The 14,408-nt window shown below is 62.9% G+C and carries 10 protein-coding genes; 3 read left to right on the top strand and 7 right to left on the bottom strand.

The window, feature by feature from the left end:
- Nucleotides 1-15 precede the first annotated feature (15 nt).
- From GIW04_RS09205 to GIW04_RS09175, 7 genes are all read right to left on the bottom strand, one after another.
- Nucleotides 16-2,505, bottom strand: a complete 2,490-nt coding sequence (locus tag GIW04_RS09205) for a DUF3141 domain-containing protein (RefSeq protein WP_236478965.1) — start codon at nucleotides 2,503-2,505, stop codon at nucleotides 16-18.
- An 85-nt stretch (nucleotides 2,506-2,590) separates the two neighbouring features.
- Entirely contained in the window at nucleotides 2,591-3,337 is a 747-nt protein-coding gene (phbB, locus tag GIW04_RS09200) for an acetoacetyl-CoA reductase (protein ID WP_236301304.1), read from the bottom strand.
- Nucleotides 3,327-3,788 carry a phasin family protein gene (locus GIW04_RS09195; protein WP_236301303.1) on the bottom strand — a complete coding sequence of 154 codons (462 nt, stop codon included), beginning with the start codon at nucleotides 3,786-3,788 and terminating at the stop codon, nucleotides 3,327-3,329. The genes phbB and GIW04_RS09195 overlap by 11 nt, the downstream gene beginning before the upstream one ends.
- A gap of 47 nt (nucleotides 3,789-3,835) precedes the next feature.
- Nucleotides 3,836-4,966, bottom strand: coding sequence for an ABC transporter permease (locus tag GIW04_RS09190; RefSeq protein WP_236301302.1), 1,131 nt, complete (start codon nucleotides 4,964-4,966; stop codon nucleotides 3,836-3,838).
- A gap of 1 nt (nucleotide 4,967) precedes the next feature.
- The gene (rbbA, locus tag GIW04_RS09185) at nucleotides 4,968-7,748 is read right to left on the bottom strand and encodes a ribosome-associated ATPase/putative transporter RbbA (RefSeq protein WP_236301301.1); all 2,781 of its coding nucleotides are present in this window, start codon (nucleotides 7,746-7,748) and stop codon (nucleotides 4,968-4,970) included.
- Between the two features lie 3 nt (nucleotides 7,749-7,751).
- On the bottom strand, nucleotides 7,752-8,831 hold the full coding sequence (locus GIW04_RS09180) for an HlyD family secretion protein (protein WP_236301300.1): 1,080 nt from the start codon (nucleotides 8,829-8,831) through the stop codon (nucleotides 7,752-7,754).
- A 14-nt stretch (nucleotides 8,832-8,845) separates the two neighbouring features.
- Nucleotides 8,846-10,333 carry an efflux transporter outer membrane subunit gene (locus tag GIW04_RS09175; protein ID WP_236301299.1) on the bottom strand — a complete coding sequence of 496 codons (1,488 nt, stop codon included), beginning with the start codon at nucleotides 10,331-10,333 and terminating at the stop codon, nucleotides 8,846-8,848.
- A gap of 452 nt (nucleotides 10,334-10,785) precedes the next feature.
- Between GIW04_RS09175 and GIW04_RS09170 the strand changes: the two genes are divergently transcribed.
- The 3 genes from GIW04_RS09170 to GIW04_RS09160 are packed head-to-tail and all read left to right on the top strand — an operon-like array spanning nucleotide 10,786 to nucleotide 14,395.
- Nucleotides 10,786-11,421, top strand: a complete 636-nt coding sequence (locus GIW04_RS09170; protein ID WP_236301298.1) for a TetR/AcrR family transcriptional regulator — start codon at nucleotides 10,786-10,788, stop codon at nucleotides 11,419-11,421.
- Entirely contained in the window at nucleotides 11,418-12,464 is a 1,047-nt protein-coding gene (locus GIW04_RS09165; RefSeq protein ID WP_236301297.1) for an Lnb N-terminal periplasmic domain-containing protein, read from the top strand. Before GIW04_RS09170 ends, GIW04_RS09165 begins: the two co-directional genes overlap by 4 nt.
- On the top strand, nucleotides 12,461-14,395 hold the full coding sequence (locus GIW04_RS09160) for an esterase/lipase family protein (protein ID WP_236301296.1): 1,935 nt from the start codon (nucleotides 12,461-12,463) through the stop codon (nucleotides 14,393-14,395). Before GIW04_RS09165 ends, GIW04_RS09160 begins: the two co-directional genes overlap by 4 nt.
- Nucleotides 14,396-14,408 lie beyond the last annotated feature (13 nt).

The raw sequence follows: 14,408 nt of genomic DNA, 5'->3' as shown, positions 1-14,408 counted from the left end.
GTGCGGAGGACGTCGTCATTTGTCTTTCCCTCGCCGTGTTTGACTTGTGCGCGGCGCGGCTGGCGTCTTCGACGCCGTTTTCTTCTGAGGCGCCTTAGGCTTTGGAGAGGATGTCTTGGAGGTCGTGTTTATGGCCGGAGCGGAGGTGTCACTGGCGGAGCTCGGCATGGCTGGCGCCGCATTCGCATCCTCGACCGCAGCGGATGTGCCACTGGCAGAGCGTGGCATGGCGGTTGTCGACTTCGCGTCCACGACCGTAGCGGAGGTATCAGTGGCGGGATTTAACACGGCGGGCGCAGAAGCCGCCTGGGCTTGGCGTTGGGCCTGCTCGAACAAGGTAGAAACCTGTTCCAGCCTGGTTTGTTCTTGTGCGGACAGCACACCGCCGCTGCCAATCACTTGCACGATCATTCCCGCCACCTGGCGGATGTCATCAGGCGCTATGCCGTTGAGCAATCCGGGGATGGCGGACACCGTGGCGTCCTCGTCGAGCCTCATGAGCAAAGCCTGCCGACGAACGAGGTGGCGAAAGGCCTGCATGTCGAAGTCGCTGCCCAGACGGGGACGCACCAGTTGCTCTGCGTGCCGGAAGTGCCGCTCGTCGGCCTCGCCACGCGCCGCGAGCACGAAAAACAGTGCCCGTATGACGGCTTCGGCGAGCCCGCCGCTGTGGATATCCGCTTCGAGCCGTGTCAACTCCTGCGCCAGATACAGGCGATGTTCGGGCGTCTCGCTGGGATGGGGCCGCGGCGGTGCATCATCGTGCAGGCTCTGTCCTGCCATGGCCTGCACCAGCGGCAGGCTGTACAGCATGTCAAAGGTTTGCGCGTAGATCCGGTCGCGGCAATCACGATATTGATCCAGCGCTTGCTCGACGGCGGTGGAAAACTGCGCCTGCAGTTGCAGGAAAGGGTTGGCCTCGGAGACGGGCTGACGATGCTCGCGCACGTGTTGCGCAGTCTCATGTACTGCGGCGGCGAGCGGGTGCCGGTCGGACCACAGCTCATAGCCCATACGCAGTGGGTGCAGCGGCTCCAGCCGCTTTGCGCTCTGGTCCGTGACCAGGGCACGGACCCACGGTTGCACGAAGCTGCGGTAGCAGGCCAGGTTGATCTCGGAGATCCGCGCGACCGCGGCGAAACGGCGATCGCTCTCGGGGTCGTGGCGAACGATCTCGCGGATTTCATCGATATTGCTGCGCTGGATCCGGGTCAGGTAGGCGTCCCCGGTCGACTCACCTTCCTGTGCCTCGTCGGGATGCTCGTCGATCTGTATGCGGTGGATGCCGGCCGGCAGCACGTCGATGACGTCGATGTTGGCAGCGAACTCCTGGTGCTCTTTGCGCCCGACGCTGCCGGAGACGAAGATACCCAGATGCCCGATGCTGTCATGGGTGGCGTAGACGATGGTCTGGTCATGTCCCAGCACGTCCAGGTCGTTGCGGTACAGGTCGGTGATCCAGCCCAGGGCCTGGGGCGGCGGGGTGATGTTGTCCCCATAGGAGCAGAACACCACGATCGGCGAGCGAATATTGCGCAGGTCGATGCGCACGCCATCGGATGTCATCAGTTGGGCGGTGCTCAGCTTGTTGCCGATGAACAGGTTGTCGACGATGTACTGCATCTCCACGTCATTCAGGAAGACGTGGCCGCCCCAGTACTTTTCGAACTGCAAGTAGCGCGGGCCTTCCGTGTCGACCTTGGCGTACAGGTTGTACTGTTTGCTCCAAAGCGTATTGGCCGGGTCCAGGTTTTCAAAGTTCTGTACCAGCCAGGCGCCGTCGAACCGACCGGCGCCCAGATCGCCGGTCAATGCCGTCAACCAACTACCGCCGGTCAGGCCGCCCGCGTAGCGCATCGGCATGTCGCCCGCCCAGTACGACAGCGGCGCGCCGGCGACGATGATCGGTCCGAACAGTTCGGGCCAGACGGCGGCTGCCATCAGGATCTGCCAGCCCGCCTGGCAATTGCCGATGACCGCGGGCTTGCCGCGGCTGTCGGGGTGCAGCTCGCCGACCTTGCGCACGAAGGCCGCTTCGGCACGCATGACATCCTCAACGGTCTGGCCGGGAACGGGATCGGGCAGAAAGCCAACAAAGTAGCAGGGATGGCCTGCCTTCAGAGCAGCACCGACCTCGCTGTCGGGTTTGAAACCGCCGATGCCTGGACCATGGCCCGCGCGGGGATCGACCACCACGAACGGCCGCTTCTTGGGATCGGCCGGCGCGTCGGCTGGCGGCAGGATGCGCACGAGGCCATAGTTGACTGGCCGCGGAAGGTCCAGCCCGGACATGATGACCTCTGAGGCGAAGTCGAGTACGTTCGGCGTTCGCTCCTGCAAATGCTCCTGGTACTGGTTGCCGCGTTGGCGGCGAACGTCGGCATACAGAATGGACCGCTGCCAGGCATCCACTGCATACTCGTTTGCCATCGCCGATAGTCGCAACGGGTCCCACAGCAACTGCCCCCAAGCGGCCGTTGGTGATGTCGTGGTGTCTTGATTCATGGCGATGGGCACTCCCTCTATGATGAAACGGAAAAAATGAATGGAAAGGGGCCGCCGACACATCGTCTGGGCGGCCCTTCCTCAGTCAGTACATGTGCTGGCCACCATTCATCGACACGTTGCTGCCGGTCATGAAGCCGGCAGACTCGCTGGCGATGAATGCCACCAGCGCGGCGATTTCCCCAGGCTGGCCCAGGCGGCCTATCGGAATTCCGGCCACCACTTGCTTGACCACGTCTTCGGCCATACTCGTCACCATCTTCGTATCCAGATACCCCGGCGACACGGTGTTGACCGTCACACCCTTGCGCGCCACCTCCAGCGCAAGGGCTTTAGTAAAGCCATGCATGCCGGCTTTTGCGGCGGAGTAGTTGGTCTGGCCGAACTGCCCCTTGGAGCCGTTGATGGAGGAGATGTTGACGATCCTGCCCCAGCCGCGTTCGAGCATGCCGTCGATGAATGGCCGGGTGACGTTGAAAACGGAGTCGAGATTGACCCGCAGGACCGCATCCCAATCGGCGTAGCTCAGCTTGCGGAACGTAGCATCACGCGTGATGCCCGCGTTGTTGACCAGAATGTCGATGTGGTGACCGTCTGCATGAATGAGGCCAGCCAGCTCCTGGCAGGAGGCATGGTCGGCCACATCCGCGCCGTAGGCGATGAAGTTGTAACCTTCGCCTGCCTGGGTTTCCAGCCACGCGCCAATGTTGGTGTTGCCTGGCGAGTGGATGATGAGCACGGTATGGCCAACATCGTGCAAGGCTCGGGCGATGGCCTCGCCCAGGCCACCGCTGCCGCCGGTGACCAGCGCAGTCCTTTGTTCAGCCTGCATTGTGTCCTCCTGTATTGGCTGGCGCGTCCTTGTGCTGTGCAGCGACCCACACCTCCCCCCACTGTTTGAACATATCCTGGAACGGCAATACCGCATCGCCCTGGCCTACGGCCTGCGTAACCGATTTCTGCCAGTCTTGAATGGCTTGCTGCAGGCCTTGGGTGAAGGTTGTCTGGTTCTTGATCGCGACTTGTGTCAAGGCCTGTGCGCCGCCCACGTGATGCTGAAACTGACGCCAGAAGGCTTGTGCCGGCAGCGTGCCCAGTTCCTGCCAGTTCTGGGCCTTGAGCAGACTTTCGATCTCCGCGCCGGACTCGGCAATGCCGTCTTTGCCCGCTCGGGTGGCGTTCTCCAGCCATTGCTGGCCGTTTTCCTGCATCAGGCGCTGGATGCGCAGCTGCAGTTCCAGGTTCGCCTTGAAGAGATTGAGAGGGATAGTTTCGTTGCTCATGATCAAACTCCTTACTGGGTTGAGTGCCCAATCGGGCGGTCAGACGATCAGGCCATCTGGCCGATCGTTTTGCGAAAGCGTGCCAACGACAGGAAAAACAGCACCGTGCCAATCAGGGCCAGCGCCAGGAAGGGCTGCCATACCGTCTCCAAGCCGGCGCCCCGGTAGAGGATGGCCTGGCTCAGTTCCACAAAATGGGTGGTGGGTGCAATCAGCATGATGTTCTGCACGATCTCGGGCATGCTTTCGCGGGGCGTGGAGCCACCCGAGAGCATCTGCAGCGGCAGGATGGTGAGCATCATCAACATACCGAACTGCGGCATGTTGCGCGCCAGGGTGGCGAGGAAGATGCCCATCGACGTGGTGGCGAACAGACTGAGCGCCGCGCCAGCGAAGAACAGTGCAATGGAACCCTCGACTGGAACGCCCAGAACGCCGCGCACCATGAGATTGAGGGACAGAAAGGAGGCGATCAGCACGACCAGGGCCATCGACCAGACCTTGGAGAGCATGATCTGCGCGGGCGTGACCGGCATCACCAGCAGGTGCTCGATGGTGCCGTGCTCTCGCTCGCGGATCAGCGCCGCGCCGGTCAGGATGATGGACAACAGCGTGATGTGGTTGATGATCTGCACCACCGAGCCGAACCAGGCCTGCTCGAGTGTGGGGTTGAAGCGCGCGCGCAAGGCCAGGTCCACGGGCAGTGCGTCAGTCCCGCGATAACGCTTGACGAACTCGTTGACTTCACCCGTGAAGATCTGCTGGATATAGCCACTGCCGGTGAAGGCTTGACTCATTCGGGTGGCATCGACATTGAGCTGCGCGGCGGGCGATCGCCCCGCCAGCACGTCACGCTGGAAGTTGGGCGGAATAACCAGGGCGAAGGTGTACAGCCCCGCGTCCATGCCCGGGTCCACGTCTCTATAGTCGATCATGGCCGGCTGGGTGAACTGCGGGGGGTAGAAGGCCGAGGCAACCCGCTGGGACAGCGCCGAATTATCCTCGTCGACGATGGCGATGGGCGCGTTGTGCAGCGTCTCCGGCATGGACGTGGCCTTGGTGTAGACCGACGCGGTGAACACATAGACGATGAGCACAAGCATCATCGGATCGCGCCAAAGACTCCACAGCTCCTTGACACCAAGGTCGTAGATGTTGGCCAGGTTTCTTCTGCGCATCTCAACGCTCCTGCTTCTTGAGTAGCAAAACAGCCACGCCGAGAATGACCGGAACCGAAATGAGCATCGACCACAGCGGCCCCGTCAGGTCGGCCAGGCCGAGTGATTTGTTGAACACGCCACGGCTGATGGAGATCATGTGCGTGGCGGGGTAGATCTCGCCGATGAACTTGCTGGAGCCTTCAAGCGAGGACACGGGATCCGTCAGGCCGGCGAACTGGGTGGCCGGAATGATGGTGCCGATCATGGCAAAGAACATGGCGGCGATCTGGCTGCGCGTGACGGCCGAGGCCAGCAGCCCCATGCCTGTCGCGGCGAAGGAGAAGATCAGCGCGGCCAGCGACAGGGTGAAGAAGCTGCCTGTGACCGGCACACCGAAGACGGTGACCGCGAGCAGGCTCATCAGCAGGAAGTTCACCATGGCCAGACCGACATAGGGCAGTTGCTTGCCAAGCAGGAACTCGATGCGCGTGACCGGCGTCACGTAGAGATTGGTGATCGAGCCCGTCTCCTTCTCGCGCACCACCGCGAGCGCGGTCAGCATCGCCGGCAGCATGAGCAGCAACAGCGGAATCACCGCCGGCACCATGGCCGGCAGGCTCTTGACATCGGGGTTGTAGCGAAAGCGTGTCTCGACGCTCGCATTTCCTGCGGCGCTGGCACCGCTGCGTTCGCTGGCCTGTACGAGCAGCCAGTGCTGGTGCATGCCCTGAACGTAGCCCTGGACGGTTTCCGCGCGTTGCGGCATGGCGCCGTCGATCCAGGCACCTATCTGCACGTTCTGGCCTCGCAACACATCGCGAGAGAAGCCAGGGGGGATCTCAATGGCCAGCGACAGTTCGCCGTTGCGCATGCGTCGATCAAGATCGTCGTAGTCGACGATCGGCGCGTGCTCGGTGAAGTAGCGCGATCCGGCCAAGTTCAGCGTGTAGTTCTGGCTAAGCGTGGTCTGGTCGCGATCGAGCACCGCATAGCTCAGGTCCTCGACGTCCATGGTGATGCCGAAGCCGATCACGAACATCAGCAGCAGCGAACCGCCCAGCGCCAGCGTGGCGCGTACCGGGTCCCGCTGCAATTCCAGCGTCTCGCGCCACAGATAGCTGAACATGCGCTGCAAGCTGAATCCGCCAGAGCGGTGCCCACCGTGTTCAGCGGGCACCGCGGATGGCTGATCGTCCTGGTCGGCGGCGGCCTGAGGCTGACTGGCCGGGGTGGCCGGAGTGGCCGCGCCGCCCTCGGCTTCGACGAGGTAGCCGATGAAGGCCTCTTCAAGGGTTTTGGCGCCGCGCTTTTCGACCAGCTTGGCCGGTACATCACTGTCGAGTACCTTGCCGGCATGCATCATCGACATGCGGTCGCAGCGTTCGGCCTCGTTCATGAAATGAGTGGAAATGAACACCGTGACCCGGTCCCGCCGCGACAGCTCGACCAGCAGCCGCCAGAACGCGTCACGCGCCACCGGGTCGACGCCGGAGGTCGGCTCGTCGAGAATCAGCAGTTCGGGCTTGTGCACCATGGCGACCGCCAGCGACAGGCGCTGGCGTATGCCCAGAGGCAGACTGGCCGGCAAGCTGTCGATGACATCCACCAGCCCAAAGCGCTCCACCATCTCATCCACGCGGCCGGGAATATCCTTCGGGGGCACACTGAACAGCTTGGCATGCAGCTCCAGGTTCTGGCGTACCGTGAGTTCACTGTATAGCGAAAAGGCCTGCGACATGTAGCCGACACGGCGGCGGGTGTCCAGGTCATGCGGATCGACTTCGTGGCCGAACAGCCAGGCCCGGCCCTCGCTCGCCGGCAGCAGGCCGGTGAGCATCTTCATGGTCGTGGACTTGCCGCAACCATTGGAGCCGAGGAAGCCGAAGATTTCACCGCGCCGGATGCGGAAGGACACGCTGTCGACGGCAACGAAGTCGCCAAAGCGCATGGTCAGCCCCTCGGCTTCGATGGCGATATCGTCCGCGCCGTCCTCAGGCAGAGGCGGAATGACAACCGCTTGGTGTCCGCGCTTTTTCTCTTCCGGGAGCAGGCGGATGAATGCCTCTTCCAGGTTCGGGCTGTTTGTTGTCTCCAGCAATTCCTTCGGCGTACCGGTGGCGAGGACCTTGCCGTCGTCGATGGCGGCGAGCCAGTCGAAGCGCTGTGCCTCATCCATGTAGGCGGTAGCCACGATCACGCTCATGCCGGGGCGATCGGCGCGGATGCGCTCGATCAGATCCCAGAACTGCGCGCGCGCCAGCGGGTCCACGCCAGTCGTCGGCTCATCGAGAATCAGAAAATCCGGGTCATGAATCAGCGCGCAGCACAGGCCGAGTTTTTGCTTCATGCCCCCGGACAGCTTGCCTGCCGGGCGCTCCAGGAATTTGAACAGGCCAGTGGCCTGAGTCAGTTCGTCGATCCGCTGGCGGCGCTCTGCGGCGCCATGACCGAACAGGCGCGCGAAGAATTGCAGATTCTCCTCGACCGAGAGCGTCGGATACAGGTTTTTGCCCAGTCCCTGCGGCATGTAGGCGATGCGCGGGCATACCTGCTTGCGATGGGCCTTGCTGGCCATGTCGCCACCCAGCACCTCGACCGTGCCCTCCTGGATGATGCGCACACCCGCCAGCAATGAGAGCAGACTGGATTTGCCCACGCCGTCGGGGCCGATCAGGCCGACCATCCGTCCGGCGGGAATGGCCAGATCGATGCCATCCAGGGCGATGACGTCGCCGTAACGCAAGCGCACCTGACGGACGCTTGCAACGGTCGTGGGCTGCGCACTCGCACTGTGGCTCATACCTTACTCCGGCACGCGAACGGAGAGGTTTTGAGGCCACTCGGCATTGGCGTCGAGCTTGACCCAGGCCACGCCGGGCAGCCCGGTCTTGACCTGATCCAGGTGTTCACGCAGCAGATCCTGGGAAATCTGCCCGCGCACGCGGAACATCAGTTTCTGCCGCTCGCTCGCGGTTTCTACCGTCTTGGGAGTAAATTGCGCCACACTGGCGACGAAGGAAACGCTCGCTGGAATAACAAACTCCGGCGCGGCATCCAGAATGATGCGTACCTCGGTGCCCAGCGCGACGCGGCCGGCCACGGTCTCGGGCAGGAAGAAGGTGATGTACACGTCCGACAGGTCGATCAGGTTCAGGACACGTCCGCCGGCTCCGAGCACCTCGCCAGGTTGCGCCACGCGAACCTGAACCCGTCCGTCGCGCGGGGCACGCAGTTCGCTGTCGCGGATGTCCGCTTCGATGCGATTGATGCTGGCCGTGGCAGCGGACACGCTGGACCTCGCGCCGACAAGCTGCGCCTTGGCGGCCTCAACCGCGGCGCGGGCAGCGGCGGTCTGTGCTTTGCTGGCCGCGAGCGTCGCCTGTGCGCCCCGTACGCGCGCCCGGTCATCGTCCAGCTCCTGTATCGAGGCGGCACCCTCTTGGGACAGGGTCTGCGAACGTTTCAGCCGCCGTTGCGCAGCGTCGAGCTCCGACTCGCGCTGACCGACCAGGGCCTGCGCCGCAACCACGTCGGCTTCACGCAGCGCCACCTGGGCCTGTGCTGCGGTCACCGAGTGCTCGGCCTGTTCACGCATGGCGAAGGCTTCGTCGCGCTGCGCCTCAAGCGTTTCCAGTTGCATTCTGGCCAGTGGCTGACCCGCCGCGACGAAGTCGCCTTCACGTACGAGGATGTCTTCGATACGACCGGGAAGCTTGGTGGCGATATCGATCTCGGTGGCTTCGATCCGGCCGTTGCCGCTGATGAACCCTTCGCCGGGCCCGCTGTCGGCTAGCTCCGTCCAGCCCCACCAGGCCAGCGCGATAACAACCGCTGCAGCGGCAACAACCAGGAGTTTTTTCTTGAGAGAGGATGAGACAGTCATAGGTTTCGCGTGCCTTAACGGGTTGATGGGGTGGAAGCGGGCGTCGAGGTCGCACTCTGCGCCTGGCCGGTTGCGGTGAGGGTGCCGCCGCCGAGCGCGGCATACAGCGCCACCTGACTGGATAGCAGCGCACGGCGCGCCTGTACCAGCTGTTGTCCGGCATCCAGCAAATCGCGTTGGGCGTCCAGCACCTCCAGGAAAGCGGCCGAGCCGTTGTCGTAGCGCAACTGGGCCAGCCGCGCGCGTTCGCTTTGCGCTTCCAGATTGGCCCGCTGGATCGTCAATTGCTCAGCCAGCCAGTACTTGGCGCTCAGTGCATCGGCCACCTCGCGAAAGGCCGTTTGAATGGTCTTCTCGTAGCCGGCAACGGCGATGTCGCGGCGCACTTCGCTCAGTTCCAGGTTGGCGCGCCGCCGCCCGCCATCGAAGATGGGCAGCGACAGGGTGGGCATGAAGGTCCAGGCGCGGCTGCCGGAATCGAACAGGCCGTCCAGATCGGAACTGGCCGTGCCGAAGCTGCCGGTCAGCGCAATGCGCGGCAAGAACGCCGCGCGGGCGGCCCCGATGTTGGCATCGCCAGCGCGCAATTGGTGTTCCGCGGAAATGATGTCCGGGCGGCTGACCAGCAGCTCCGAAGGCAGACCGGCCCGCAGGTCGGCCAGCACCGTTGTTTCATCGAAGGGTGCTTTGGCGGGCAGCGGGCCAGGATCAGCGCCCACCAGCAGCGCCAGCGCGTGCAGTTGCGTGGCGCGCGCTTGCTCAAGCTGGGTCAGCAGCGCCTGAGCCTGGTTCAGCAGGGTCTGGACTTGGGTGAGATCCAGCTTCGAGGTCGAGCCGACTTCAACGCGGCGCCGGAAAATGCGGTAGGAATTCTCGCGAGTCGCGACGGTTTGACGGGCGATAGCCACACGCTCGTCAATCTCGCGCAAGCCCAGGTAACCGTCCGCCACCTGGGCGATCAGCGCCAGGTGGACGGCCTGGCGCGCAGCGTCGGTTGCCAGCCAGCTTTGCAGGGCGGCGTCTTCCAGGTTGCGGACCCGGCCCCACAGATCCAGCTCCCAGGTGCTCAAACCCACCTCGGCCCGATATTCGCCGCCCACCTGCGACCGGCCCGACATGTTCAGATCGCCAGGGACGCGGGCGCGTCCACCCTGGGCACCCACGCCCACGGCAGGAAATCGATCCGAGCGCTGAATGCGGAATGCGGCGCTGGCTTCCTCGACACGCAGCGCGGCCAGGCGCAGATCGCGGTTGTTCTCCAGCGCTGTCTCGATGAGGCGTTGCAGCAAGGGGTCGGTGAAGTACGCCTGCCAGGCAAGCTCTCCCGCGTGGGCGCCGTCGGTGCCTGATCCAAGATGCGCAGGCCAGGCTTCGGGCACGGGCAGCGGCGGGGTGTCTGGCGCCGGAGCGAGCGACATGCAGCCGGTCAAGACGACGGCGCTCAGGGCCAACGAGGCAGTGCGCAAGCTGAACGCAGGAAACAACAGGGAAGCTGGGGGCATGGTCACGTTCCGTACGGGTATCGGGCTGAAGAGGGTCTGGTTGCAGAGGAGGGGATAGCTGCCACCCACGCAATGCGGAGTTCGTGGCCGATGTCCGCAGGCCTTCTTTTCCTGCTTGCAAGTGCTGTCAAGTCCACTTCATCTCCTTGTTGATATGTGCATCCCCGTGTCCCCTGGCTGGTTGATTAGGTGCTCTTCCTGTGTCACATCCCGATGTGCCGGGTTCGTTCGCGCCTCTGAGTTGGCTTGCATCGTGAAATTTGAAAACAAACCACTGGACGGTTGTTTTTAATTATACGTTACAATCCGGGAACCGCAATCAGCGGGCTCGTCGGTCATTGACGCAGATCAATTCGAGCTGCCGGCTTGGGTTCAAGGAAGGCCCTGATTTCTGGTAGAGCCGGTGACCGGCCCGTGGGAACACCCCTCAGATCTTTGAACAGAGCCTTTGAATGCTACCCAAGAAAGATGACGCGCCCGACAAGCGCCGCTACCTGTCCTCTGCCGCCAGAAAAGAAGAAATACTCGACGCGGCCTTGGTCGAATTCGCGGATCGGACGTACAACGCCGTGTCAATGGAGCGCCTGGCGGAATGCGCAGGCTTGTCCAAGGCTGGCATCTACGCCCACTTCAAAAGCAAGGAAGAAATTTTTCATGCCTTGCTCGAACGTACGACAAAGCAGATTTGCGATTTCCAGGGCTGGCTCCCGGATGAAGATCTGACGTTGCCAGAGCTGGTAGATGTCTACCTGGATCGCCTATACGCGACCTTTAGCTCCCCTGCCACGATGTCGATTTACCGGCTGCTTCTGGCCGAAAGCGCCAGAACACCAGAGCTGGTGCAGCGTTGGCACAACGAAGTTGCGCACGGACTGAAAGAGCGGGCGCAGCTCATCATCCAACGCAACATAGAACGGGGCATCATTCGCCCGGGCGTTTTGACCGAGCATTTCTTCCCGCTGGCACTTGCGCCCGCACTGCTGTGGCTGAACTCTTCGATGCTATCCAAGGGTGCCCCTTCCATATCGCTTGTACGACTGCGCGACGCGCATCGGCAACTACTGCTTGAACTTTTGGAGCCTCGATGAACCGGGTGGCACGCAAAACCAGACACATCCCCGCGCGCCTGCTGATCGGTTTTACTGTGCTGCTGCTGACGTCGTGGGGCGCACTGGCGCTGTGGTTTCAGGCTTCGCAGCATTCAGTGGTGCGATGGGTCGTCATTCTGGTGTGGTCGGCTTTGGGGGTGTCCGTTGTCTTGTCGCTGGCGGGCTTGTTTGGGCGAAGGCGTCGCAATATCACGGGATTTGTATTTGTGCTCGCAACGGCCTGCCTGCTCCTGTGGTGGGGGACGCTGCGGCCGTCGCACCAACGTGCATGGGCCGACGATGTCGCCCAGTTGCTGGAGGCCAGAGTCGAGGGCAACCATGTCCATCTGAAACATGTGCGCAACTTCGAATGGCGCAGCGAGACCGACTACACGCCGCGTTGGGAGAGCCGCACATACGATCTGGACCACCTGCGCAGCGCCGACCTGGTACTGTCCTACTGGATGGGGCCGCACATTGCTCACACGCTGGTGTCGTTCGGCTTCGACGGTGGTGAGCGGGTGGTGTTCTCGCTGGAAATACGCAAGGAGCGCCACGAGTCCTTCTCGGCGGTGGGCGGATTCTTCCGTCAGTTCGAGCAGGTCCTAGTGGCCGCCGACGAGCGCGACATCGTGCGCACGCGCAGCAATACGCGAGGCGAGGACGTTTATCTCTATCGGTTGCAGATGAGCCAGGCGAATGTCCGAGCGTTGTTTCTGGAGTACCTGCTCGCGGCCAATGAATTGCAACGCACACCGCGCTTCTACAACACGTTGACCAGCAACTGCACGACTATCGTATTCGAATTGGCTCGGCTCATTGCGCCCGCGTTGCCGATGGACTATCGCCTGCTGCTGTCCGGCCACTTTGCCGAATACGTTTACGACCTGCACGGTCTGACGCCCGGTCATCGCTACGCGGAACTGCAGGCACGGGGACACATCAACGAGCGTGCCCTTGATTCCGACGCGTCAGGTGACGACTTCTCGATGTCGATTCGGCAGGGTGTGCCAGGCATTCCCATCAACGAGATCCATCCATGACGTTCCCGCAGGCCTGCCGTCTCATGGCGTGGGTCGTCCTTGCCCCGCTTCTTCTGGGGGGATGCTCAATCCTGCGTGAATTCAGCCCAGTTGTAGAAGTTCGTACGCTTCCTGCCGGCGAGGCCATCGAAGCCAAGCGTGGCGACATCCTGACTCGTGGCAAGCTCAGCGATGCGACCAACCAGACCATCAGGGTGGCGGCATTGGATGCGCAGGCATGCGCAAAGCCGATCTCAACGGATTGTGTTCAGGCCCTGGCCGCCGTGACCGGCGTTGGCACGGACCGGCGCCTGGCGGCGCTGTCCGAACTCTGGCTGGCGCAGGCAGAGGCCATGAAGCCCGGGCCAGAGCAGCAAGCCGCCTGGCTTGAGACCATTCGCTATGCCTATGCCTACCTGTTCTTCGGCGACCATGCCCCGGGAGAGCGAGCCTTCGAAGATCGCCAGACCCAGGTACGGGATTGGTACAACCATGCCGTCGAACGCGCCGCCACGGACATGTTTGAAGTTCGGCAGCAAATGCCTTCGCAGTTGCTGGTGCAGACTGGCTGGAATATTGCCGGATGGGAGCTGAAGTTGGATATGCGCGGCGCGCGCTTGCCGGGCAGTACGGCGGTGCCAGCCGAACTGCTACCAGCCTCGTCCCTGTCTTTCCGCGGATTGCGCAGCCTCTACCGCCGCGACGGTTTCGGCGCCGAGCTGGTGGCGGTCATGCCGGACGACACCCTGACCGCTGCCCCCACTCGGGATGGCCGCCCAGCGGCCAGACGCAACCAGCGACCGCCACCCTGGAGCGAGATGCCCGCGCCGTCCATGACGGTTCTGCTGCACCCGGAGGGGGATGACCTGGGCAGCGTACTGCACACCCGCACCGTCCGTTTGACGGTGCATGACCCCTATGTGGAGTCGGCCATCATGCTGCGCGGGCAACGTGTGCCACTGGCGGCCAATTTTACCGCCGGCTACGGCGTGTGGCTGGCGCGTGCCCAGTTCAACCGGCAATCGCTGCGCAGCCTGCTTGGGCGCGAGGGCGGCATCGACCGCCCCCACGTCTACCTGATGCAGCCCTACGACCCGAACAGGCGGATCATCGTCATGCTGCATGGACTGGCCAGCAGTCCGGAAGCCTGGGTGGAGCTCGCCAACGAAATTCTCGGCGATGAGGCCCTGCGCCAGCATTACCAGATCTGGCAGGTCTACTACCCGACCAACATGCCCATTGCGTTGAACCACACCATGATTCGCAGGGCGCTCGAGGATACGCTGGCGCATTTCGATCCGTCTGGCCAGGCGTCCGACTTCGTGCTGGTGGGGCATAGTATGGGCGGCGTCATCGCGCGGTTGATGGTGTCGTCAAGCGATCAGTCGCTGGTGCAGCTGGCTTCGGATCAAGGTCGGTTGACGCCACAGCAGATCAGACGCATAGATCCGATGTTGCGCTTCGAGCCCTTCCCAAAGGTCAGTAGTGCCATCTTCATCGCGGCACCGCACCGGGGCACGGCGTTCGCAGGCGGACGCCTGGGGCGCTGGATGGCAGGATTCATTCGCTTCCCCGTTACGGTGCTCGAAGAACTCGCCCACACACTGGCGCCCAATGCGGCGGCCAGCAGCCATGAAAGCCTGGGGCATATCCCCAATAGCATTGACAACCTCGACGAGAACGATCCCTTCGTGCGCGCGGCGGCGAGTTTTCCAATTTCTACCCAGGTGCGCTATCACTCGATCGTGGCCCAAGCTGATCCCCAAGTGGCCCTCGTAGATTCCGATGATGGTCTCGTGCCCTACCGCAGCGCTCATCTTCCCGGCGCACAATCCGAGAAAGTCATCATTTCGGGGCATAGCGTGCAACAGAACGCGGCTGCGATCCTGGAAATTCAGCGCATTCTGAGAGAGGACATAGACTTGCGGGAAGCGCGTTCCATGCAGCGTTAGACCTTGGGCAAGC

It is taken from the genome of Pseudomonas sp. PA-4-8C (assembly GCF_021606625.1).
Taxonomy (GTDB): domain Bacteria; phylum Pseudomonadota; class Gammaproteobacteria; order Pseudomonadales; family Pseudomonadaceae; genus Aquipseudomonas; species Aquipseudomonas lactis.
This window is presented reverse-complemented; position numbering and strand designations above follow the sequence as displayed.

What these genes read in the sequence shown, in the direction of transcription:
- GIW04_RS09165 (WP_236301297.1), top strand. Translation starts at nt 11,418, where the DNA reads ATGAACCGGGTGGCACGCAAAACCAGACACATCCCCGCGCGCCTGCTG.
- GIW04_RS09190 (WP_236301302.1), bottom strand. Translation starts at nt 4,966, where the DNA reads ATGCGCAGAAGAAACCTGGCCAACATCTACGACCTTGGTGTCAAGGAG.
- GIW04_RS09160 (WP_236301296.1), top strand. Translation starts at nt 12,461, where the DNA reads ATGACGTTCCCGCAGGCCTGCCGTCTCATGGCGTGGGTCGTCCTTGCC.
- GIW04_RS09205 (WP_236478965.1), bottom strand. Translation starts at nt 2,505, where the DNA reads ATGAATCAAGACACCACGACATCACCAACGGCCGCTTGGGGGCAGTTG.
- GIW04_RS09195 (WP_236301303.1), bottom strand. Translation starts at nt 3,788, where the DNA reads ATGAGCAACGAAACTATCCCTCTCAATCTCTTCAAGGCGAACCTGGAA.
- GIW04_RS09180 (WP_236301300.1), bottom strand. Translation starts at nt 8,831, where the DNA reads ATGACTGTCTCATCCTCTCTCAAGAAAAAACTCCTGGTTGTTGCCGCT.
- rbbA (WP_236301301.1), bottom strand. Translation starts at nt 7,748, where the DNA reads ATGAGCCACAGTGCGAGTGCGCAGCCCACGACCGTTGCAAGCGTCCGT.
- phbB (WP_236301304.1), bottom strand. Translation starts at nt 3,337, where the DNA reads ATGCAGGCTGAACAAAGGACTGCGCTGGTCACCGGCGGCAGCGGTGGC.
- GIW04_RS09175 (WP_236301299.1), bottom strand. Translation starts at nt 10,333, where the DNA reads ATGCCCCCAGCTTCCCTGTTGTTTCCTGCGTTCAGCTTGCGCACTGCC.
- GIW04_RS09170 (WP_236301298.1), top strand. Translation starts at nt 10,786, where the DNA reads ATGCTACCCAAGAAAGATGACGCGCCCGACAAGCGCCGCTACCTGTCC.